The following is a 20445-nucleotide window of genomic DNA, read 5'->3' on the forward strand; positions in this document are numbered from 1 at the left end:
CCACCGTCACAGGCCGAGATCCGCCGCGCTTCAAGGTCTACCCCCGTCCGCGGGTCCCCGCGGATCGCCTCCGGCCACCGATTCGAAGCACCTGGCCGATCGGTCTCGACCCCGGTACTGGCGACCTGTGGGGAAGGAGAATCGGCAGGAAAGGAACCGTAGGCTCTACAGCCGTGAAGCTGTCTGACCCGGCGGCGGCCGACTCCGCCACCAACTCCGGTTCGGCGACCGAGCCGGCCGCGGACGGCTGGCCCACGCCGGCCGACGACCTTGCCCTGGCGTTGAGTCTCGCGGACGCCGCCGACAAGATCACGCTTGCTCGGTTCCTGGCGGTGGATCTGCGGGTGGAGTCAAAACCGGACAACACCCCGGTGTCGGACGCGGACACGGCCGTCGAGTCGATGATCCGGGAGCGGCTGGCGGTGGCCCGTCCGGACGACGCGGTGCTCGGCGAGGAGGAGGGGCTGACCGGCGACGCCCAGCGGCGCTGGATCCTCGACCCGGTCGACGGCACCAAGAACTTCGTGCGGGGCGTCCCGGTCTGGGGGACGCTGCTCGGGCTCGAGGTGGACGGTGAGATGGTCGTCGGCGTCGCCAGCGCCCCGGCCATGGGCCGGCGGTGGTGGGCGGCCAGCGGCGGCGGCGCGTTCACCCGCACCGCCACCGGCGACACCCGGGCCCTGCGGGTGTCCTCGGTGTCCCGGCTGGAGGACGCGTTCCTGTCGTTCGCCTCGCTGGAGGGCTGGACCGAGCGTGGGCGCCTCGACGAGCTGCTCCACCTCGCCGGCCAGGTCTGGCGGACCAGGGCGTACGGCGACTTCTGGTCGCACATGATGGTGGCCGAGGGCGCCGTCGACGTCGCTCCCGAGCCGGTCGTCTCGCTGTGGGACCTCGCCGCGCTGCAGGTCATCGTCGAGGAGGCCGGCGGCCGGTTCACCGACCTGCGCGGCCGGCGCGGGGCCGGGCACGGCACGGTGCTCTCGACGAACGGCCACCTGCACGAGGCGGCGCTGGCCTCCTTCGTGACGAGCGGCTCCAGGCGCTGACGGCGTGCCGTCGGGCCGCCTCACCGATCGGCGGGGTGGTCGCCGACAGCCCCGCGCGCCGGCCGGCGGGCCCGCGCCCGGCGCTCCCGCCAGGGCCGCTCCGCGGCCCCTCGGCACCAACCTTCGCTCGGTGAGAGCGACGACATGGACGGTGACGCATGGACGGCCCGGACGTCGGCCCGGTGCCGACCGCCCGACGCGGGCCGATCGGGTTCGCGCACCGGGGGGCACCCGCCTGGTACCAGCGGGAGAACACGCTGGCGGCCTTCGCCCGCGCGCTGGCGAACAGGGCGACGGGGCTGGAGTCGGACGCCTGGCTCGCCGCCGACGGAGTGCCCGTACTGCATCATGACGGGGTGTATGGGCCGCCGAGGCTGCGCCGTGACGTGACGGCGCTGCCCGCCGACGCGCTGCCGAGCTGGCTGCCGACGCTGTCCTCGTTCTACCGGGCGCTCGGCACCGGCTTCGAGTTCAGCCTGGACGTGAAGACGCCGGCGGGCAGGGCGGCCGACGCCACCGTGGCCGCGGTGCTGGCCGTGGCGCGGGCGGCCGGCGCGGACGCGCCACGCCGCCTGTGGATATGTGGCCCGTTGGGTAGCCTGCGCGTCTGGCGCGAGCTCGACCCCGATGTGCGCCTGGTCAACTCCACGTCGATGCGCGAGGTCCGGGCGGCCGGCGGAATCGGCCGTTACGCGCACGAACTGCGTGCCGCCGGAGTGACCGCGTTAAATCTGCGTTCCCGGGAGTGGGTGGCGCCCACCGCCCCGATAGCCCAAGTGCTGCACGACCACGGCCTGCTGGCCTTCGGCTGGGACGCGCAGCGCCCAGCCACGCTCGCCCGGCTGCTCGGCTACGGCCTGGACGCCGTCTACTCGGACCACGTCGACCGTCTCGTGACCGTCACCGCAAGACACGCCGTCGGGCGCTGAACCTAACCCTCGCAAATCGGCATCGGCAATCTGACAGGCTAGGTTCAGTCCTCGTCGACGGCCGCGACTTTCAACATCTGCGACGGAAAGCCAGTCCGCTCCGCGACATTATCCACCGAGTAACCCTGGCGTACCAGGTCGCGAGCCTGCTCGAGGGTCCAGCCGCGGCCCGGATCGAACCGCGTCACCACTACCTCACTCGCCCCCCGGCGTTCATCCGGCCAGCTGAGACGTGCACGGCGTGCCAAGGATCGACCTCCGAATAGTCCATCGGGGTGTCCACATAACCCCTTCGGCGAACAAGGCGGCTCGCACCGTCCCTCGTCGCCAGCCTCGTCACCAGCTTTGCCGCCGGGACTGGTCACCAACATTGGTCAGATTGCCGGTGGCCGACAGGCCTAACTCTACGGTAGCGCTTCCTGGAGACTAAATGTGGAACTTACCCGTGCCGCTTGTCACTGGCGTTGGCCTTACCAGTAGCTGACCACCACGGGCCACGGGCATCGCCGACCGGCGCGCGGCGCCCGATACGGCCGGGCCCGCGCGGTCCGACCCGTTCGGACACTCATGCCACCGCCGACCGGGTGGGAGACATGATCCACTCATCTTTGGGTCACCGCCGCCTTGCTTGTCGACGCCACCGAAAGCCACCACGACTCCTTCGGACAGCACGTTGCCCGCCCGGGCGCGGACTCATCCCGCTTTGTAGAAACGCCCCAGCAGCTCGGTGTGCTCCGTTCTCGCCGCGGGTTCCGCCGATTCCGCCGGTTCGGTCCGTTCCACCGGTCGACCGGGCTTCGCCGGCCGTTGCGCCGCCCGGGCGGTCCCCACACGCGCGCCGCGGGCGCCACGCGTCCCGCCGCCGAGCGCCCCCGGGCGGTCGGTGGCCGCGCCCTGGCCGGCCGGGGCCGTCGAGTCCGTGCCCACCGCACCCGCGAGGGGCTCGCCGGGTGGCAGGGAGCGCGAGCGCAGCAGCGCGCGCCATTTGCGGGCCGAATGGCTCGCCGGGCGGGTGGTGGCGAGGAAGTCCTCCAGGACGGCCTGGAACCGATCGGGGTCGGTGTGGTGGGGAAAGTGGCCGGCGTCGGGGAAGATCTCCAGCCGGCTACCAGGCATCGCCTCGTGGGCGATCCGGGCGTGTGTGACCGGAATCACGGCGTCGTGCTCGCCCCAGATGATCAGCGTCGGCATCCCCTGCGCCAGGTAGCAGCGGTCGAGCATCGTGATCGCCTGGCCGCGGGAGTCCGCGGCGGCCCGTAGCGTGCGCAGGAACGCCGCCCGCGCGCCCGGCGCGGTCAGCGCGTCGAACACCTGACCGAGATCGGCCGCGTCCCGGCCGAGGTCGGCCCCCAGCAGACTGAGCGCACCGAACACGCCCCGGCCGGCGAGGCGGGCCGGCGGCAGCCGAAGCAGCGAAAGCAGCGCCTCCCCGCCCGGAGTGGCCGCCAGCCGCAGGGCGGGGTGCAGCTGGGGCCCGACGCCGCCGGTACCGACCAGCACCAGCCGCTCGCAGCGCTCGGGGAACTGGTAGGCGAACTGCATGGCCACACCGCCACCCAGCGAGTGCCCAACCACGGTGACCCGGTCGATACCGAGCACGGTCAGCAGGTCACGCATCCCGCAGGCGAACCCGCCGAGGGAGTAGTCGCCACGTGGTTTGTCGGACAGGCCATGGCCGAGCAGGTCGGGCGCGATGACCGTGTGCCTGCGGGCGAGCCTGGACAGCACCGGCTTCCAGGTCGCCGAACTGTCCCCGATGCCGTGAATGAGCAGCACGGCCGGGCCACGCCCGGCGCGCAGGTAGGCGCGACGATAGCCGTGCAGCGTGACGAACCGCTGCGACCGCTGGTTCGTCCGCCCGCTCCGCGGCTCACCCGCCCTGGTGGCTGCCGCGCCCTCCAGCTTGGCGCCGCCGGGCCCCTCGGTGCCACCGCCACCTGACGACGCCCCACGGCCCGACGCGCCGTGGCCACCGGAACGTTTTTCGGGCCCGGCCGTCCCATCCACCCGCATCGCGACCACCGCCTCCGTGCCCCTGAGGACTGGCGGAGGTGCGCGGGAGGAGCAGACCGTGCACTCCGCCGGCACCGCGCCGACGTCGCTCGCGGACCTTGGGGGCAGCGCCTCCGCGAGGCCTAGAACTCGAGGTTATGCATGACGTGCTTGATCCGGGTGTAGTCCTCGAGCCCGTAGACCGAGAGATCTTTACCGTAACCGCTCTTCTTGAAACCTCCGTGCGGCATCTCCGCGACGATCGGGATGTGCGTGTTCACCCACACGCAGCCGAAGTCGAGGCGACGGGTGACCCGCATGGCGCGCCCGTGGTCCGACGTCCACACGCTCGACGCCAGGCCGTACTCGACACCGTTGGCCCATCGCACCGCCTCGTCCTCGTCCGAGAACCGCTGCACGGTCACGACCGGCCCGAAGACCTCCTGCTGGGCGAGCTCGTCGTCCTGACGTACGCCGGCGATGACCGTGGGTGGGTAGAAGTACCCCGGACCATCGACCGCCACGCCACCCGCCACGACCTCGGTGTGCGCGGGCGCCCGCGTGACGAACCCGCTCACCCGGGCGAGCTGGTTCGCGTTGTTCAGCGGCCCGAAGGCGGCCTCGGCGTCCGACGGCGGGCCGATGTGGGTGGCGCGGGCGGCCTCGCCGAGCGCCGCGACGAGGTCGTCGTAGATACCGGGGGCGGCCAGCACCCTCGTCGCCGCGGTGCAGTCCTGGCCGGCGTTGAAGTAGCCCGCGCCGGCGATCCCCTCCGCCACCCGCACCGGGTCGACGTCGTCGAACACCACGACCGGCGCCTTGCCGCCGAGCTCCAGATGCACCCGCTTGAGGTCGTCCGCCGCGGCCTTGGCGACCTCCGTGCCGGCGCGGACGCTGCCGGTCACCGAGACCATCGCTGGCACCTTGTGGGTGACCAGGGCCCGCCCGGAGTCACGGTCGCCGCAGACGACGTTGAGCACGCCCGGCGGCAGGAACTCGGCCGCGATCTCGGCCAGCAGCAGGCTGCTCGCCGGGGTGGTGTCCGACGGCTTAAGGACGACGGTGTTGCCAGCCGCGAGCGCGGGGGCGATCTTCCAGATCGCCATCATGAACGGGTAGTTCCACGGGGTGACCTGGCCGCAGACGCCGATCGGCTCGCGCCGTACATAGCTGGTATGCCCCGCCATGTACTCCCCGGCCGCGCGGCCCTCCAGCAGCCGCGCGGCACCGGCGAAGAACCGGACCTGGTCGGCCGACGGCGGGATCTCCTCGTCCAGGGTGAGCTGGACGGGCTTGCCCGTGTTGCGGCTCTCGGCCGCGACGATGTCGTCGGCACGCTCCTCGATCGCATCGGCGATCTTCAGCAGGGCGCGGGCGCGCTCGCTCGGCGTCGCGTCCCGCCATGACTCGAACGCGCCCGCCGCCGCGGTGACGGCGCGGTCCACGTCGGCGGGGCCCGAGAGCGGCGCCTCGGCGTACTGCTCGCCGGTCGACGGGTCGACGATCGGCATCGTTCGGCCGTCGGCCGCCGGCACGTGCTCGCCGCCGATGAAGTTGCCCAGAACCGTGCCCATCCACCCTCTCCCGTCCCCGACGTCAGCCCTCCGCGGTCCCCACATCCGCCGGGCTCAGACTCCACCACATTCCGGATTCCGGCACGCGGCCGCGCGGCGGCGAGAACGTGACGGACCTACGGATGCCGTCTTCGGACCGGGCAAGTACGGTCGAAGACGGCAGTTGCCCGCACACTAGGGCACGGATACCACGCTCGGATAGATGTCGCTGAGCACGTCGCCCATCGCGCGGCCGAAGGTCGTCGGGACGCGGTGACGGACGGCCCACACGATGCGGTGGCCCCAGGCCGCAGCCGGTCCCGCCGCCGAAGGGCGCCAGAGTTCCGAGGTAGAACACGGATCGCACCTCCGTCCGGCCGCGCCAACCGGACAGGATCCGGTGCGCGCCCCGTTCCGAAGGGTAGGCAGGGCAGGTGGCTGACGCGAGCCGGATCGTCCAGCGGATACGCCGGCGCCCGGCGCGCCCGTCGACGGCGCTGCCGGCCTCACTGTGGGCCGACCAGCTCCTGGGCCCGGTGACGCCACGGTCCGCGCTGCGCGGCGAGCTGCGCGCCGACGTGTGCGTCGTCGGCGCCGGGTTCACCGGGCTGTGGACCGCGTACCACCTGGCCACGCTCGCCCCGGAAAGGCGCGTGGTCGTGGTCGAGAGCGAGGTCGCCGGATTCGGCGCGTCCGGCCGCAACGGCGGCTGGTGCTCGGCGCTGTTCCCGGTCGCCTCGATGGCCGACCAGCTGCGCCCAGCGCTGGCCGCCACCGTCGACGAGGTGGGAGCGGTCGCCGCGGCCGAGGGCATCGACTGCGACTTCGCCAAGGACGGCTACCTGTGCCTGGCCACCACGCCCGCGCAGGAGGCGAGGCTGCGTGCCGAGGGCCGCGGCTGGCTGAACGCCGACCAGGTGGCGGCGCGGGTGCGCATCCCGGGCGCGCTCGGCGGTGTGTTCGACCCGGAGTGCGCCGCGCTGTCCCCCGGGAAGCTGGTCAGGGGACTGGCGGACGCGGTCGAGCGGCGCGGCGTGACCGTCTTCGAGCACTCGCCGGCGCGTGCGATCGCCCCTGGGCTCGTCGAGCTCGACGGTGGCACGGTCCGAGCCGACGCGGTGATCCGGGCGACCGAGGCGTGGACGCCCCGGTTTGCCGGCCACCGCCGCGAGCTCGTGCCCATCTACTCGCTGGTCATCGCGACCGAGCCGCTGCCGGCCGCGGCCTGGGACGAGATCGGCTGGCGGGAGCGGTTCACCCTGAACGACGCCCGCCGCCTGATCATCTACGCCCAGCGCACCGCCGACGGGCGCATCGTGCTGGGCGGCCGGGGAGCGCCCTACCACCTGGGCTCGCGGATCAAGCCGTCGTTCGACCATGAGGACGCCGTCTTCGAACACCTGCGCCGCACCCTCGGCACCCTGTTCCCGGCGGCGGCGCGAGCCGAGATCACCCATCGCTGGGGCGGCCCGCTCGGTGTGCCCCGCGACTGGGCCCCGTCGGTGCGTTTCGACCCGGCCACGGGTCTGGGCAGCGGCGGTGGCTACGTTGGCGACGGCGTCGCCGCGAGCGCCCTGGCCGGGCGGACGCTCGCCGAGCTGGTCGCGGGCCTGGACACGCCGAACACAAGGCTTCCCTGGGTGAACCGGCGGACCCGGCCGTGGGAGCCCGAACCGCTGCGGTGGCTCGGCGTCAATGCCGGCCGTCTCGGCGCCGCGACGGCCGACGCCCGGGAGAACCGCACCGGCCGGCCGTCCCACCTTGGCAAGGCCGTGGATCGTCTCACCGGCCACTGACGGCTCGTCACCGCGGATCGCGGCCTCCACCCGGTGCACCAGCCTCAACTCGTTTCACCTGATGCTGGTCGCGGTGTCGGTCGGCTTCCTCGTCGCACCGGCTCCCCCGCACCGGCGGGAGATCTCGGGCGAACGTGCCGAATAGTCGCAAAAATCAACCGATACACAACCAGGGGGTGGTTTCAGGAGTCCGACAGAGCGCGGTGGCCGGATGTCAGCCGGCCCGGGTAGATGGGACGGCCCATGCCTCAGGTCGGACGTGAACCAGCCGATGACATCCTGGTGACCCGCCTCGGCGGTTCTGAGATCACAGTCCGGCCGGAACCGCCAGCGGGCCGCGACAACGGGCCCGTCATTCTGCTTCGCCTGGTCTCCCCGATGTTCGACACGCTCGCGGTCGCCTACCTGGGCCCAACCGAGGCTCGGGCCCTCGCCCAGGCACTCCTCGCCGCCGCGGACACCATCGACCCGACCGCCCCCGGCGGCTGGCGCACCCCACCACGCCCTCGTTGAGGGCAAGCCGGCACTGAACGGCGTCCTCCGGCAACCGCGGCGCTGCTGTCCAGGCGGCCGAAGGCCCATCTGCGGGTGTTAGCGGACGCCCCAGGTGTAGGTCTGCTTGACCAGGCGAAGGTAGACGAACGTCTCGGTCTCCCTGACCTGGGGAAGCGCCCTGATGTGGTCGTTGACCAGCGAGATCAAGTGCTCGTCGTCCTCGGCGACGATCTCCAGCAGCAGGTCGAACGACCCGGCCGTGATCACGACGTAGTCGACCTCGGGCAGCGCGGACAACGCGTCCGCGACCTCCCTCGTATCACCGATCACTCGCACGCCGATCATCGCCTGACGCTTGAAACCCACCCGCAACGGGTCGGTGACCGCGACGATCTGCATGATCCCGGCGTCGAGCAGCCGCTGCACCCGCTGGCGCACGGCGGCCTCGGACAGCCCCACCGCCGCCGCCATCGCCGCGTAGGACCGCCGGCCGTCCTGCTGGAGCTGCTCGATGATCGCCTTGTTGACGTCGTCCAGCAGAGGCTCGGACGAGGAGCGACCACCCGACGCCCTGCGCATCTGCACCGCTTCCTCCACTTCCTCCTCGCCACCAATCCTGGCCACCGATGACCACAATCCTGACGGCTGTTATCGGATACCGCTGGACCCGATGGAACCCGGCAGCGGGAACGTCACCCCGTCCCCGACGGGCATGACGGCAAGGCACGCGACAGAGCCGCCGGGCGACCTCTCGTCCAGCCGGTCACCATTCGCGGCGCCATGCCGGCCGACAGTACCCGCCATCGTATGACCGCACGATCTCGGCCGTGATGCGATGATCAGAAGGGATTATCTCGACGGATTCCATCGCAAACCGGGGTTGGGGGCTACGCTTCCAGCGTTGAACTGCCCATCGCGAGCCCCGGGAGGCCGCCGTGACCACGGCTGACACACGCAACCAACCGGCCGAGAGGATCTCGACGGCGGCACTCACCGAACGGGCCGCCGACCTCGCCGGGCGGGAGGAGGCGCGGCTGGAGGCGGCCACCCCCGGCTCCGGCACGATGCACGAGCGCGCGCTGCGCACCATGACCGGAGGGGTGCCGTCGTCCTACCAGGAACGCGACCCATGGCCGATCTACCTCACCCATGGGCGCGGGTCGCGGGTATGGGACGTCGACGGCAATGAGTACGCCGACTTCCACAACGCGTTCGGCTCGATGGTGCAGGGCCACGCGCACCCGGCGATCGTGCGCGCCGTCTCGGAACGGGTCGCGCTGGGCAGCCACTTCGCGATGCCGACCGAGGACGCCGTCGTGGTGAGCGAGGAGCTGGCCCGCCGGTTCGGGCTGCCGCAGTGGCGCTTCGTCAACTCGGGCTCCGAGGCGACGATGGACGCGATCCGGATCGCGCGCGGGCTCACCGGCCGGGAGACCATCGTCAAGATTTTCGGCTCGTACCACGGCCACCACGACTACGTCATGGTCTCGATCGGCGCTCCCTACGCCGACATCGGCCCGGCGGACGACATGAACTCGCTCGGCTACGGCGCCGGCATCCCGGAGGCGGTCGTCGACCTCACCGTCCCGGTGCCGTTCAACGACGCTCCGGCCATGGAGCGCCGGATCGAGCGGCTCATCGACGAGGGCCGCAAGCCCGCCTGCGTGATCATGGAGGCGGCGATGATGAACCTCGGCGTCATCCTGCCCGAGCCCGGCTACCTGGAGGCCGTCCGGGACATCACCCGGCGGCACGGCATCGTCCTGATCTTCGACGAGGTGAAGACCGGCCTGTGCGTCGCTCCCGGTGGCGCGACCGAGCGGTTCGGTGTCACGCCGGACATGGTGACGCTCGCCAAGGCGCTGGGCGGGGGCCTGCCGGCCGGGGCGATCGGCGCCACCGACGAGATCATGGAGGTCGTGGCGACCGGGAAGGTGAAGCAGGTCGGCACCTACAACGGCAACCCGCTGACGATGGCCGCGGCGCGCGCGAGCCTGTTCGGCGTGCTCACCCCGGAGGCGTACGCGCACCTCGACCGCCTGAACGACCGGCTCATCGCCGGGTGCGACGCGATCCTCGCCCGCCACGGCATCCCGGGCTACACGGTCGGCATCTCGTCGAAGGGCTGCGTCCACTTCACCGACGCCCCGATCCGCGACTACACGACATTCATGGAACATCAGAACGCCGAGCTGCCGGAGCTCGCCTGGCTCTACAACGCCAACCGCGGCGTGCTGATGGCCCCGGGGCGCGAGGAGGAGTGGACCCTCTCGGTCCAGCACACCGACGCCGACGTGGACCGCTACCTGGACAGCCTCGACGCGATGTGCGCCGACCTAGCCCGAGCGGCCGGCTGACCCGTCCCTCCCGAAAACCAGTCCCGGAAATGACAAAGGCCGGCGCGATCGCGCCGGCCTTTGTCATCCAGGGCTACTTCTATCCCTGGTCTCGTAGCGGGGACAGGATTTGAACCTGTGACCTCTGGGTTATGAGCCCAGCGAGCTACCGAGCTGCTCCACCCCGCGTCGGTAATGGCAACTATACACGCTCGTGGCCAGGAGGTGTCAAAGCGGATGTCCGATCCGTGAGCTGGCCCCACCGAACCCAACCGCCCGGAGAGTGACCCGTACGCGACGGAGCCCAACCTGGCCAAACTGGGCAGCTTCGCCCCGGCGAACCCGGGCTGGGGCGGAGGTATGGATCGGCCACGGACGAGCGTCCCTCAGGAAACGTCAAAGGCCGCCCCGGATCTCTCCGGGACGGCCTCGACGGTACAACCAAACTGGTAGCGGGGACAGGATTTGAACCTGCGACCTCTGGGTTATGAGCCCAGCGAGCTACCGAGCTGCTCCACCCCGCGTCATTGTTGCAAACTATACACACCGGCTGGCCGAGCCTGTCAAAGCGAGCGGCGGCGCCGGCCCGCGCGGCCTCGCCCGGCCGCGGGCAGCGGGCAGGCGACCTCGTCGAGCGGGGTGAGGCCGGCGACGTTCACCATCGACGGGGTGACGGTGAGTTGGTCCCGCTCGCCCAGGAGGACGCGAGCGCGATCTGGCGCGGGCCGCCGTCAAGCAAACGTGACCGGCACGGGGATCAGCCCGGACTCGCGCTCGACGAGCCGGGTCGGCACCACCACAGTCCGTGGCGTGGGCGCTTCGCCGTGCATGCGGGCGAAAAGCAGCTGTGCCGCGGTCGCGCCGATCTCGGTCACCCGCTGGCTGACCACCGTGACGGCCGGGCTCATCAGATCGGCCAAGGGGAAGTCGTCGAAGCCGACGACCGCGACCCTGCGCTCGAGGGCGCGCTCACGCAGCGCCCTGACCACGCCGACCGACAGGTCGTTGCGGCCGGCGAACACCGCGGTAGGCGGATCGGCGAGATCGAGGAGCGCACGGGTCGCCGCCGTCGCCTCGTCGGCGGTAACCAGGTCCTTGACGACGATCCGCTCGTCGACGGGCAGGCCAGCTTCCGTGATCGCTTCGAGGTACCCGCGGAGTCGCTCCCGCGCGGTCCACAGCCGACCGCGGTCGGTCAGACACGCGACGCGAACATGGCCTCGGCCAAGAAGGTACTCGGTCGCCCGGTGGGCACCGTCCCGGTTGTCGACGACGACAGTGTCGACCGCGAGGCCCGCCGTGGGCCGGTCCACGGCGACGACGGGGAGGCCCGCTCGGACCTCCGGGAGCAGGTAGCTCTGGTCCGGGCTGGCCGGCATCAGCACGAGCCCGTCGACGCGCCGCGTGACCATGTCGTGGACGAGAACCTGCTCGCGGTCCTCGTGGTCGTCGAGGCTCGACGCAAGCACCGCGACGCCGAGCGGCCGGGCATGGTCGTCGATCACGCGCAGCAGCTCCGCGGCGTACTCGTTACGGAGGTCATGGAGCAGCACGCCGATCGTCTGGGTGCGCACCCCGCGCCGTAGGTTGCTCGCCGCCAGGTTGTGCCGGTAGTCGAGCTGCTCGACGGCTCGGCGGACCCGCTCGACCAGATCGGGCGACACCCCCGGCTCGCCGTTGACGACCCGCGAGACGGTCTTGAGGCTCACGCCAGCCAAGGCGGCGACGTCCGTCATGGTGGCGCGCTTGCGCATGCGCGGCCTCCCTCCGGAACCAGGAGTACCGGGTCCCGACAACGCTGTCAATCATACCCGGCATCCAGACATATGAGACTTGACACGGGGCCATCCCGCTATGACCATCGCCTGACAACGTTGTCTGGTCCGGGGCCGAGGTCTGCCGGACAGTCGAGAGAAGGGTCGCCACGATGCACCGAACCCGCCACACCCGACCCGCGGCGTCCGGCCGGGTCCGCTCCCGCGTTAGCCGAGTCGCCTGCGTGGCCGTCTTACTGTCTGCCGTCACCGCCACGGCGGCCTGCGGCGGCTCCGGGTCCGGGTCCGGGTCCGACACGGTCGCGGTCTCGCTGATCACCAAGGACTCGATCAACCCGTTCTTCGTCGCGATGCAGGAGGGCGCCAAGAAGGCCGCCAAGGACCAGGGCGTCGACCTCACCGTCGGCGCGGGCAAGGAGGACGGTGACGAGGAGGGCCAGATCACGCTCATCGAGAACGCGATCGCGGCCGGCCAGGACGGCATCCTCATCACCCCGAACGGGCCGGGCGTGAACTCCGCGATCAAGAAGGCTCGGGACGCCGGCCTGTACGTGATCGCGCTCGACACCCCGCCCGACCCGGCCGACACCGTCGACATCACCTACGCGACCGACAACTTCAAGGCCGGCGAGCTCATCGGCCAGTGGGCGGCCAAGACCATGAAGGGCCAGGACGTCGTGATCGCGATGCTTGACCTCTTCAACGACAAGATCGTTTCCGTGGACTACAACCGCGACCAGGGCTTTCTGACCGGCATGGGGATCGACGTCAAGGACAAGACCAAGAACGGCGACGAGGCCAAGGCCGGCACCTACAGCGGCGGCGGGTACACGATCGCCTGCAACGAGCCGACCAACGGCGCCCAGCCCGACGGCAAGAGCGCCATGGAGCGCTGCCTGGCCAAGAACCCGAACATCAACCTGGTCTACTCGATCAACGAGCCGGCCGGGATCGGGGCGTCCGAGGCCCTCGCGGCGGCGGGTAAGAAGGCGACCATCGTCTCTGTCGACGGCGGCTGTCTCGGCGTCAGCAAGGTGAAGGACGGCACGCTCGCGGCCACCTCGCAGCAGTACCCGCTCAAGATGGCCCAGCTCGGCGTCGAGGCCATCGCCCAGATCGCCAAGGGCGGCGCGAAGCCGGCCACCTCGCCGGGCCTTGACTTCATCGACACCGGCGCGGCGCTGGTCACCGAGAAGCCGGCCGCGGGCGTCGACAGCATCGGAACCGACGAGGCCAGCAAGATCTGCTGGGGCACCGTCAGCTGAGGCCGGGATGGAGGAGCCTGTGTCAACCACGATCCCGCACCAGCCAGCCATGGCGGCTGAGGCCTTCGCCGCTCGGCGCCGGTCGCCGACGCAGTCGGTTCAGCACCTCCTGCACGGGCATCCCACGATCAGCCCGATCCTCGTGCTGGTGGCCTCGTTCGTCGTGTTCACGATCGTCAACCCGAGGTTCTCCTCCGCGCAGTCGCTCTCGTTGGTTCTCCAGCAGGTAGCGATCGTGGCGGCGCTGGCGATCGGCCAGACGCTGATCATCCTGACGGCGGGCATCGACCTCTCCGTCGGCGCGCTCACCCTGCTCTCCATGATGGTGATGGCCAAGCTCGCCGCCGAGCAGGGCCTGCCGGGCGGGCTCGCGATCGCGATCGGCGTCGCCCTCGGCGCGCTGGGCGGCCTCGTCAACGGCTTGCTCGTCATGCGGTTGAAGGTGCCGCCATTCATCGCCACGCTCGGCACGCTGAGCGTCTTCACGGCGCTCGGGCTGCTCTACTCCAAGGCGCGCAGCATCCAGGCGTCGTCCATGCCCGACGTGCTGAGCTGGACGGGCGACACCTTCGGCGCGGGCCGGTTCCGGATCACCACCGGGGTCGTGCTCGTCGCGGTGATGTACGTCCTCGCGGCGTACGCGCTCGGCCAGACAGCCTGGGGCAGGCACGTCTACGCGGTCGGCAACGACGCGGAGGCGGCGAGGCTCGCGGGCATCAGAGTAGGCCGGGTGCTGCTGTCGGTGTACGTCGCGGCCGGGGTGATCTTCGGGATAACCGCGTGGATCCTCATCGGCCGCGCCGGGGCCGCCAGCCCCAATGCGCTGACAGACGCGAATCTCGAGAGCATCACGGCCGTCGTGATCGGCGGAACCAGCCTCTTCGGCGGCCGCGGTGTCGTGGTCGGGTCGCTGATCGGCGCACTGATCGTCGGGGTGTTCCGCAGCGGCCTGTCACTCGCGGGGGTCGACGACCAGTACCGCGTGCTGGCCATCGGCATCCTCGTCATCGCCGCCGTGGGTGTCGACCAATGGATCAGGAAAGTGCGGGCATGAGCACAACGATGACCAAGCCGTTAGCCGCGGCCGAACGCCGGGTCCCCGCCCTCGAGGCCCGCGGGCTTGTGAAGACCTTCGGCCGGGTGGTCGGCCTCGACGGCGTCGACCTCGCCCTCTACCCAGGCGAGGTTCTGGCCATCATCGGCGACAACGGCGCCGGCAAGTCCACCCTGATCAAGTGTCTCACCGGGGCCTACATCCCCGACGCCGGCGAGATTCTGGTCGACGGCTCCCCGGTGCAGTTCAAGCGCCCGCAGGACGCCCGGGCCGCCGGAATCGAGACCGTCTACCAGACGCTCGCGGTGGCACCGGCCCTCGACATCGCGAGCAACCTGTTCCTCGGACGCGAGGTACGCCGAAAGGGCGTCCTCGGCTCCGTCCTGCGCATGCTCGACAAGAAGGGGATGCGCGCCAGCGCCGAGCGCTCGATGACCGAACTCGGCATCGGGACCCTGCAGAACATGGGCCAGGCGGTCGAGACCCTCTCCGGCGGCCAGCGGCAGGCGGTCGCGGTGGCGCGTGCCGCGGCCTTCGCCAGCAAGCTCGTCGTCCTCGACGAGCCGACGGCCGCGCTGGGCGTGAAGGAGACGGCCCAGGTGCTCCGGCTGATCGAGGAGGTGAAGAAACGCGGGCTCGCCGTGATTCTGATCAGCCACAACATGCCGAACGTGTTCGAGGTGGCGAACCGGATCCAGATTCAGCGGCTCGGGCGGTCGGCCGGGGTGATCACGCCGAGGTCGCACACGATGTCCGAGGCCGTCGCGATCATGACCGGCGCCACGACGCTGGCCGAGACCCCGGGACGTGCGGCACCATGACGATCGACGCCGGCGTACCGCTCCAGGCGACGACCCGCGGCCGCGGTGGCCAGGGCGCGGTGGGACCCGGGAGCGCGCTGGTCGTCGGCGAGGCGCTCGTTGACGTGCTGCACGGCGCGTACGGCTCGCTTCGCGAGCGACCCGGCGGAAGTCCGGCGAATGTCGCGGTGGGGCTGGCCCGGCTCGGCCATCCGGTGACGTTGGCCACCCGGCTTGGGACGGACCGCCGAGGCGCGCGGCTGGCGGCGCACTTCCGCGGCGAAGGCATCGAGCTGCTCGCCCAGCGCGGACCGCGGACGTCGACTGCCCACGCACGGCTGCGGGCCGACGGCAACGCGTCATACGTCTTCGACCTCGACTGGGACGTCGCTCCCGACCCTCCAGCCACGCGGCCCGTGGTGGTGCACACCGGATCGTTCGGTGCCGTGCTCCCGCCCGGTGCCCAGCACGTGGCCGAACTCATCCGCGGCCTAGCCCCAGCCACGACCGTTACCTACGACCTCAACCTACGCCCGGCCGCGATGGGAGCCGACGAGGGTCTGCGGACACGGGTCGAGCGCATCGTGCGACTCGCGGACGTGGTCACCACGTCCGACGAGGATCTCGCGCACCTGCTGCCGGGGCTGGCGCCCGCCCAGGCCGCCGAACGACTCCTCGGGCTGGGGCCGAGCGCGGTGGTGGTGACGCTCGGCGCCCGCGGGTCGCTGTGCGTCACGCCGGGTGCGGTCGTCGCCGCGGCCGCCCAACGGGTCGAGGTCGTGGACACGATCGGGGCGGGAGACGCCTTCTGCGCGGGGGTGATCGACCGGCTCTGGTGCCTGGGCCTGCTCGGGTCCGCGCGGCGCGAGGCTCTCCGGAGTCTCGACGACGGAGGGTGGTTCGACGTGCTGACCCAGGCCTCCGTCGTCGCGGGGCTGACGGTGGGAAGGGAGGGCGCCGACCCGCCCACCCGCGCCGAGCTGGACGCGACCCTGGCCATGTCCGCGGGAGGGGAGATCTGACGCATCACAATGTTCAGGCCCGGAGATCCACGATCTCCGGGCCTGAATTCGTAGCGGGGACAGGATTTGAACCTGCGACCTCTGGGTTATGAGCCCAGCGAGCTACCGAGCTGCTCCACCCCGCGTCGTTGTCACTACCGTATCAGATGGTCGGAGTGGGCTGTCAAAACGATGGGGCCGCCCCTCGGGCGGCCCCATCGGGACTCCGTTAGTGATCCTGGGGACAACGGCCGCCGGGTGTGCGAAGGAAGATCATTTTCGCACACCCTTTGGCCCTCTAGCCGGACGGACCGGTGCTGGGCGACGGTGTTGTCGGCGGCGGTGAGGCCGACGGCGTGCTGGCGCCCGTCAGCTCGTTGATCCGGCGGATCGCCTTGTCCTCGTCCACGCGCGCCGCGCCGAAGGCCGCCCAGTCCGGCGGGGACTCCGCCAGCGCCTTGTCCTCGGCGGTGCGGGCTGCGTTGAGGTCACCGATCGCCCGCAGCAGATCGGGGCCCGCACCAGGTGGAGCCACGCTCGGCGACGCGGTCGTCAACGGCGAAGGTGTCCCCGAGGCGGTGGCACCCGCGGTGGGCGTCGTCGTCGGTGGCCCCGCGCCACTGCCGCCGCCACCGCCTCCGATCCCGGCGCCGGCGGCGGGCGCGCCGGCGCCGGGGCCGAACACCTTGTCGAGCGCCGCCTGCAGCGAGTCCTCCAGCGCGACCTTGTCGCCGTACACCACCGCGACGCCCTGCAGCGTCGGGTACCCGGACGAACCTCTGGCCTGGACGTAGTAGGGCTCGATGTACACGAGCCCGTCGGCGACCGGCAGGGTGAGCAGGTTGCCCTCGATGGTCTCGATCGTGGTGTTGGAGCCGCTCCCTCGCCAGGCCAGGAGTTTCTGCGCCACGTCGCTGTTGGCCTCTATCAGGCTCTGCACCTGCGCCGGCCCGTTGATCGTCACCCCCTGCGGCAGGTGCAGCACCTCGAACTGCCCGTAGTTGTCCGGATCACTGGAGACGGCCACGTACGCGGCCAACTTCGATGATTTTCGCGATATCAGCGGTGAGGTCAGGTTGAACGACGGCGCGTCCCGGTCCGGCAGCTGGCTATACACGTAGAAGGGTGGTTGGTCCTTGCTCCCGTCATCCGGCGCCGGCGAGACACCCCAGAAGTCCTCCTGCGAGTAGAACGCCCGGGGGTCGGTCACGTGGTAGTCGGCGAGCACGTCCCGCTGCACCTTGAACAGGTCCTCGGGGTAGCGGAAGTGCTCCTTCAACGCGGCTGGGATGGCCTTGAACGGCTTGACCGTGCCAGGGAAGGCGCGCATCCAGGTCCGCAGCACCGGGTCCGACTCGTCGAAGGCGTAGAGCGTTACCGTCCCGTCGTAGGCGTCAACGGTGGCCTTCACCGAGTTGCGCAGATAGTTGATCTGGTTGGAGCCCTGCTGGGTGCGGTTCTGCCCGGTGACCGCGTCGGCGGTCACCTCGCCGAGGGCGTTGCGGTCGGAGTACGGGTAGCCATCCGACGTGGTGTAGCCATCGAGGATCCAGGTCACCCGGCCGTTCACGACCGCCGGGTACGGGTCGCCGTCGAGCGTCAGCCACGGCGCGACCTTGGCCACCCGGTCGCGCGGGTTGCGCTCGTAGAGGATCCGCGATTGGTCGGTGATGTCGGACGAGAAGAGGATGTTCTTCTCACCGAAACGGACGGCGAAGACGAACCTGTTGAACCTAGAGCCGATCGAGACTCCGCCGCCGCCGTCGTAACTCGTGGTCGCCTGGTTCTGGGAGTCACCCGCGCCGTCGATCTCGGCCTGCTTCGTGCCGACGATCGAGTACTCCGGAGACAGCTCCCCGAAGTAAATCTGGTTCTTGGTTATACCGAAGTCACCGGTCTGCGGCAGGTTTCCCACCGTGAAGTCCGGCTTGCCGCCCTCGACGGTGTTCGCCGGCGCCGCGACGAATCCCTTGCCGTGTGTGTAGATCAAGTGCTCGTTGATCCAGTTGCGCTGCGACGGTACGAGCCCGGCCTGGTCGAGCTCACGGACGGAGACGACGTAGTCCCGCGTGCTGCCGTCGACCTTGTACCGGTCGATGTCGAGGGTGTCCGGGAAGCCGTAGTAGTTGCCGAACTGCTGGAGCTGGGTGAAGGTTCTCGACAGCTTGTTCGGGTCGAGCAGCCGGACGTTGGAGACGGTTCCGACATCGTCCGCGACGGCGTCCGCGGTCACGTCCGTCACAGGCGGGTATTCGCGTGGTTTCACGTTCGCGATTCCGTAGGCCGCCCGCGTCGCCTCGATGTTGCGCGCTATGTACGGCGCCTCCCGGGACGCCTCGTTCGGCTTCACCTGGAACTGCTGGACGATCGCCGGGTAGATGCCGCCGATCACCACCGCGGACAGCACGAGGATCCCGGCGCCGAGCAACGGCAGCGTCCACCCGCGCTGGAAGATGTTGTAGATGAACAGGCCCGCGCAGGCCAGCGAGATGAACAGCAGGATGAGCTTCGCCGGCAGTACCGCGTGCACGTCGGTGTAGCCCGCGCCCGTCGAGACCACCCCGCGCGACGAGAAGACCGACCCGAACCGGTCCAGGTAGTAACCCCAGGCCTTGAGCAGCGCGAGCAGGCCGAGCAGCACCGACAGGTGCGCCTTCGCAGCCGGGGTCACCCGCTCCATAGACGCGCTGGCGGTCCGCTCACGCGGCGCCTGGATGCGGATGCCCCCGAACAGGTAATGGGTGATCACGGCCACCAGCAGCGAGAGGATCATCACGCTCAGCAGGAAACCGAACAGGAACCGATAGAACGGGTAGGTGAAGGCGTAGTAGCTGATGTCCCGGTGGAACTGCGGGTCGCGCACGCCGAACGACTGCCCGTTGACCCACTGCAGCCAGGTCCGCCACCGCCCGGACGCCGACAGGCCGGCCGCGAGGCCGAACAGCGCCGTGACCCCGAGCAGGATGACGAGCAGATACGGCTCGATCGCGGTCCGGTAACGCTCCAGGTTCTGCTGCTCCACCGACAACGGCCGCACCGGTGGGCGCAGCCGGTAGGCCAGCACCAGGTTGGTGCCGACAGCGACGGCCATCACGGCGCCGAACAGCACGAACAGCAGCACCCGCGTCCACAGGACCGTGGTGAAGACCTTGCTGAAGTTGACCGACTGGTAGAACAGCAGGTCGGTGTACACCGGCGTCAGCGCCAAGAACAAGATCACCAGCAGGATGAACGCAAGCAGCGGCACGATCACGCGTAGCCGGGTGATGAACAGCCGGCGGCTCGCGCCCCTCGGCGCTCCCCGCTCAGACGGTTGCGCTGCCACAGTGCATCCTCCGTGCCCTCAGGACCAGGCCCGCCTTCCCCCGAGTCGACCTGGCGCTCGGGCTTTGGCCCACTGGCAGTTTCCAGCGACGATGGCCGCAGGGCGCGCGAAGAAAGATCATTTTCGCACGCCCTTTGGCCCACTACGGGCAACCTACGCCAGCCGTCCGGGGTGGCCCGAAAGGCGTCTGGGCCGATCGGAGAGGATGGGCCCCGTGACGAGCCCAAATCTCCCGGAGCTGACCGAGGTCGTGCTCGAGCTCGAGCGATACGTCGCCGCGGCCGGCTGGAACCAGCCTCACCGGCTCTTCGCGCTCGCGCACACCGCCGATCTGCTGGCATACGACCCAGGCCTGACCGACCACCTCGGCGACGCGGCGTCACGGTTGCTGACCCCCATCGAGCAGGAGAACCTGCCCGAGGGCCCGCTAGAGCAGATGCTGGGCACGATCGGGTGGCCGGACGAGGTCGAGGGCTGCGTTCTCGTGACCGAGCTGGTGGTGCTGCCTCCGAGCGCGGAGGAGGACATCCCCTACGAGGATCACGAGATCGACATCTGGGCGACCAGGCATCCAGAGCGCCAGGACATCCGCGTCGCCGTCGCGGTCACCCGCTCGGGCAAGTTCACCTCGTGCCTTCGCCGCCGCAACGACGAAGGCGAGGTTGTCGTCGACCCCGACATCGCCGACGCCCTGTTCGACGGTCTCTTCGCGACTTTCCTTTAATGGTTCGCTCCGTCCGGGCACGGCGCTACGGCCCCTTACTCGCTTCGCTCCCAAGGGACCTCCGCGCCGTGTCCTCCTCCGCTCACGTGCGCTCCGGCGACCTCCGCTGCGGCACCCCTACGTCGCTTCGCTCGTAGGGATGCCTCCGCGGAGGCGCGCCTCCGCGCCAGCTCGGTCGCGTCACGCTTGAACGGATCAACCACGGCCAGCTTCTGCGCGGCCACGTCGCTTCGCTTGTGGGGCGGCCTTCACGCCTGATCGGCACGGAACCCGCGACCAGCACCAGTCCAGACGTTCCACGAACGAAGCGACGTGGCCCCCGCAAGGGTCTGGCTCCGGATCGGGCCGGTCGTG

At 70.5% G+C, this 20445-nt stretch carries 16 protein-coding genes and 3 tRNA genes; 10 read left to right on the top strand and 9 right to left on the bottom strand.

From position 1 onward, the window contains the following. Positions 1–173: 173 nt before the first annotated feature. A complete protein-coding gene (gene hisN, locus QOZ89_RS16370; RefSeq protein WP_312624161.1) occupies positions 174–1046 on the top strand; it encodes a histidinol-phosphatase in 873 nt (290 codons plus the stop codon). A gap of 158 nt (positions 1047–1204) precedes the next feature. Beyond that, entirely contained in the window at positions 1205–1975 is a 771-nt protein-coding gene (locus QOZ89_RS16375) for a glycerophosphodiester phosphodiesterase (protein WP_071049984.1), read from the top strand. A gap of 44 nt (positions 1976–2019) precedes the next feature. On the opposite strand, the gene QOZ89_RS16380 is transcribed toward QOZ89_RS16375, so the two are convergent. From QOZ89_RS16380 to QOZ89_RS16390, 3 genes are all read right to left on the bottom strand, one after another. Continuing rightward, positions 2020–2163 (bottom strand): hypothetical protein, encoded by a 144-nt coding sequence (locus QOZ89_RS16380; protein WP_241834383.1) that lies wholly within the window; start codon positions 2161–2163, stop codon positions 2020–2022. 505 nt (positions 2164–2668) lie between these two features. Next, positions 2669–3988 (bottom strand): alpha/beta fold hydrolase, encoded by a 1320-nt coding sequence (locus QOZ89_RS16385; protein WP_083418961.1) that lies wholly within the window; start codon positions 3986–3988, stop codon positions 2669–2671. Positions 3989–4110: 122 nt separating this feature from the next. Further along, complete coding sequence (locus tag QOZ89_RS16390) at positions 4111–5541, bottom strand: gamma-aminobutyraldehyde dehydrogenase (RefSeq protein ID WP_071049982.1); 1431 nt, start codon at positions 5539–5541, stop codon at positions 4111–4113. 413 nt (positions 5542–5954) lie between these two features. Here QOZ89_RS16390 and QOZ89_RS16395 point away from each other — a divergent pair, with 413 nt between their 5' ends. Continuing rightward, on the top strand, positions 5955–7316 hold the full coding sequence (locus QOZ89_RS16395) for an NAD(P)/FAD-dependent oxidoreductase (protein ID WP_071049981.1): 1362 nt from the start codon (positions 5955–5957) through the stop codon (positions 7314–7316). Between the two features lie 243 nt (positions 7317–7559). Continuing rightward, positions 7560–7829, top strand: coding sequence for a hypothetical protein (locus QOZ89_RS16400; RefSeq protein ID WP_071049980.1), 270 nt, complete (start codon positions 7560–7562; stop codon positions 7827–7829). Positions 7830–7907: 78 nt separating this feature from the next. Here the strand turns inward: QOZ89_RS16400 and QOZ89_RS16405 are convergent, their stop codons facing one another. After that, on the bottom strand, positions 7908–8396 hold the full coding sequence (locus QOZ89_RS16405; RefSeq protein WP_083418960.1) for an Lrp/AsnC family transcriptional regulator: 489 nt from the start codon (positions 8394–8396) through the stop codon (positions 7908–7910). Positions 8397–8785: 389 nt separating this feature from the next. On the opposite strand from QOZ89_RS16405, the gene QOZ89_RS16410 reads away from it, so the two are divergent. Beyond that, entirely contained in the window at positions 8786–10168 is a 1383-nt protein-coding gene (locus QOZ89_RS16410; RefSeq protein WP_071050042.1) for an aspartate aminotransferase family protein, read from the top strand. Between the two features lie 94 nt (positions 10169–10262). On the opposite strand, the gene QOZ89_RS16415 is transcribed toward QOZ89_RS16410, so the two are convergent. From QOZ89_RS16415 to QOZ89_RS16425, 3 genes are all read right to left on the bottom strand, one after another. Further along, positions 10263–10336, bottom strand: a tRNA-Met gene (locus tag QOZ89_RS16415). A 258-nt stretch (positions 10337–10594) separates the two neighbouring features. Continuing rightward, positions 10595–10671: transfer RNA gene (locus QOZ89_RS16420), tRNA-Met, on the bottom strand. A 207-nt stretch (positions 10672–10878) separates the two neighbouring features. Then, positions 10879–11901, bottom strand: a complete 1023-nt coding sequence (locus QOZ89_RS16425; RefSeq protein ID WP_071049979.1) for a LacI family DNA-binding transcriptional regulator — start codon at positions 11899–11901, stop codon at positions 10879–10881. 245 nt (positions 11902–12146) lie between these two features. On the opposite strand from QOZ89_RS16425, the gene QOZ89_RS16430 reads away from it, so the two are divergent. Genes QOZ89_RS16430 through QOZ89_RS16445 form a run of 4 tightly spaced genes read left to right on the top strand, consistent with a single transcriptional unit; the run spans position 12147 to position 16063 of the window. After that, on the top strand, positions 12147–13187 hold the full coding sequence (locus QOZ89_RS16430; protein ID WP_312624162.1) for a substrate-binding domain-containing protein: 1041 nt from the start codon (positions 12147–12149) through the stop codon (positions 13185–13187). A 19-nt stretch (positions 13188–13206) separates the two neighbouring features. Then, the gene (locus QOZ89_RS16435) at positions 13207–14241 is read left to right on the top strand and encodes an ABC transporter permease (RefSeq protein ID WP_007515983.1); all 1035 of its coding nucleotides are present in this window, start codon (positions 13207–13209) and stop codon (positions 14239–14241) included. An 8-nt stretch (positions 14242–14249) separates the two neighbouring features. Beyond that, positions 14250–15062, top strand: a complete 813-nt coding sequence (locus QOZ89_RS16440; RefSeq protein ID WP_312624163.1) for an ATP-binding cassette domain-containing protein — start codon at positions 14250–14252, stop codon at positions 15060–15062. Next, positions 15059–16063, top strand: coding sequence for a PfkB family carbohydrate kinase (locus tag QOZ89_RS16445; RefSeq protein WP_083418937.1), 1005 nt, complete (start codon positions 15059–15061; stop codon positions 16061–16063). The genes QOZ89_RS16440 and QOZ89_RS16445 overlap by 4 nt, the downstream gene beginning before the upstream one ends. A 51-nt stretch (positions 16064–16114) precedes the next feature. Here the strand turns inward: QOZ89_RS16445 and QOZ89_RS16450 are convergent. Together QOZ89_RS16450 and QOZ89_RS16455 are read right to left on the bottom strand one after the other, a co-directional pair. Beyond that, positions 16115–16188, bottom strand: a tRNA-Met gene (locus tag QOZ89_RS16450). A 152-nt stretch (positions 16189–16340) separates the two neighbouring features. Further along, positions 16341–19367, bottom strand: a complete 3027-nt coding sequence (locus QOZ89_RS16455) for a UPF0182 family membrane protein (RefSeq protein ID WP_312624164.1) — start codon at positions 19365–19367, stop codon at positions 16341–16343. Positions 19368–19581: 214 nt separating this feature from the next. On the opposite strand from QOZ89_RS16455, the gene QOZ89_RS16460 reads away from it, so the two are divergent. Next, positions 19582–20091: a PPA1309 family protein gene (locus QOZ89_RS16460; protein WP_071049974.1), complete on the top strand. Its 510-nt coding sequence runs from the start codon at positions 19582–19584 to the stop codon at positions 20089–20091. The last annotated feature ends 354 nt before the right edge of the window (positions 20092–20445 follow it).

This window comes from Pseudofrankia coriaricola (genome assembly GCF_032027725.1).
In the GTDB taxonomy this organism is placed as follows: Bacteria; Actinomycetota; Actinomycetes; order Frankiales; family Frankiaceae; genus Pseudofrankia.

What these genes read in the sequence shown, in the direction of transcription:
- QOZ89_RS16385 (WP_083418961.1), bottom strand. Translation starts at nt 3,988, where the DNA reads ATGCGGGTGGATGGGACGGCCGGGCCCGAAAAACGTTCCGGTGGCCAC.
- QOZ89_RS16400 (WP_071049980.1), top strand. Translation starts at nt 7,560, where the DNA reads ATGCCTCAGGTCGGACGTGAACCAGCCGATGACATCCTGGTGACCCGC.
- QOZ89_RS16445 (WP_083418937.1), top strand. Translation starts at nt 15,059, where the DNA reads ATGACGATCGACGCCGGCGTACCGCTCCAGGCGACGACCCGCGGCCGC.
- QOZ89_RS16390 (WP_071049982.1), bottom strand. Translation starts at nt 5,541, where the DNA reads ATGGGCACGGTTCTGGGCAACTTCATCGGCGGCGAGCACGTGCCGGCG.
- QOZ89_RS16425 (WP_071049979.1), bottom strand. Translation starts at nt 11,901, where the DNA reads ATGCGCAAGCGCGCCACCATGACGGACGTCGCCGCCTTGGCTGGCGTG.
- QOZ89_RS16375 (WP_071049984.1), top strand. Translation starts at nt 1,205, where the DNA reads ATGGACGGCCCGGACGTCGGCCCGGTGCCGACCGCCCGACGCGGGCCG.
- QOZ89_RS16440 (WP_312624163.1), top strand. Translation starts at nt 14,250, where the DNA reads ATGACCAAGCCGTTAGCCGCGGCCGAACGCCGGGTCCCCGCCCTCGAG.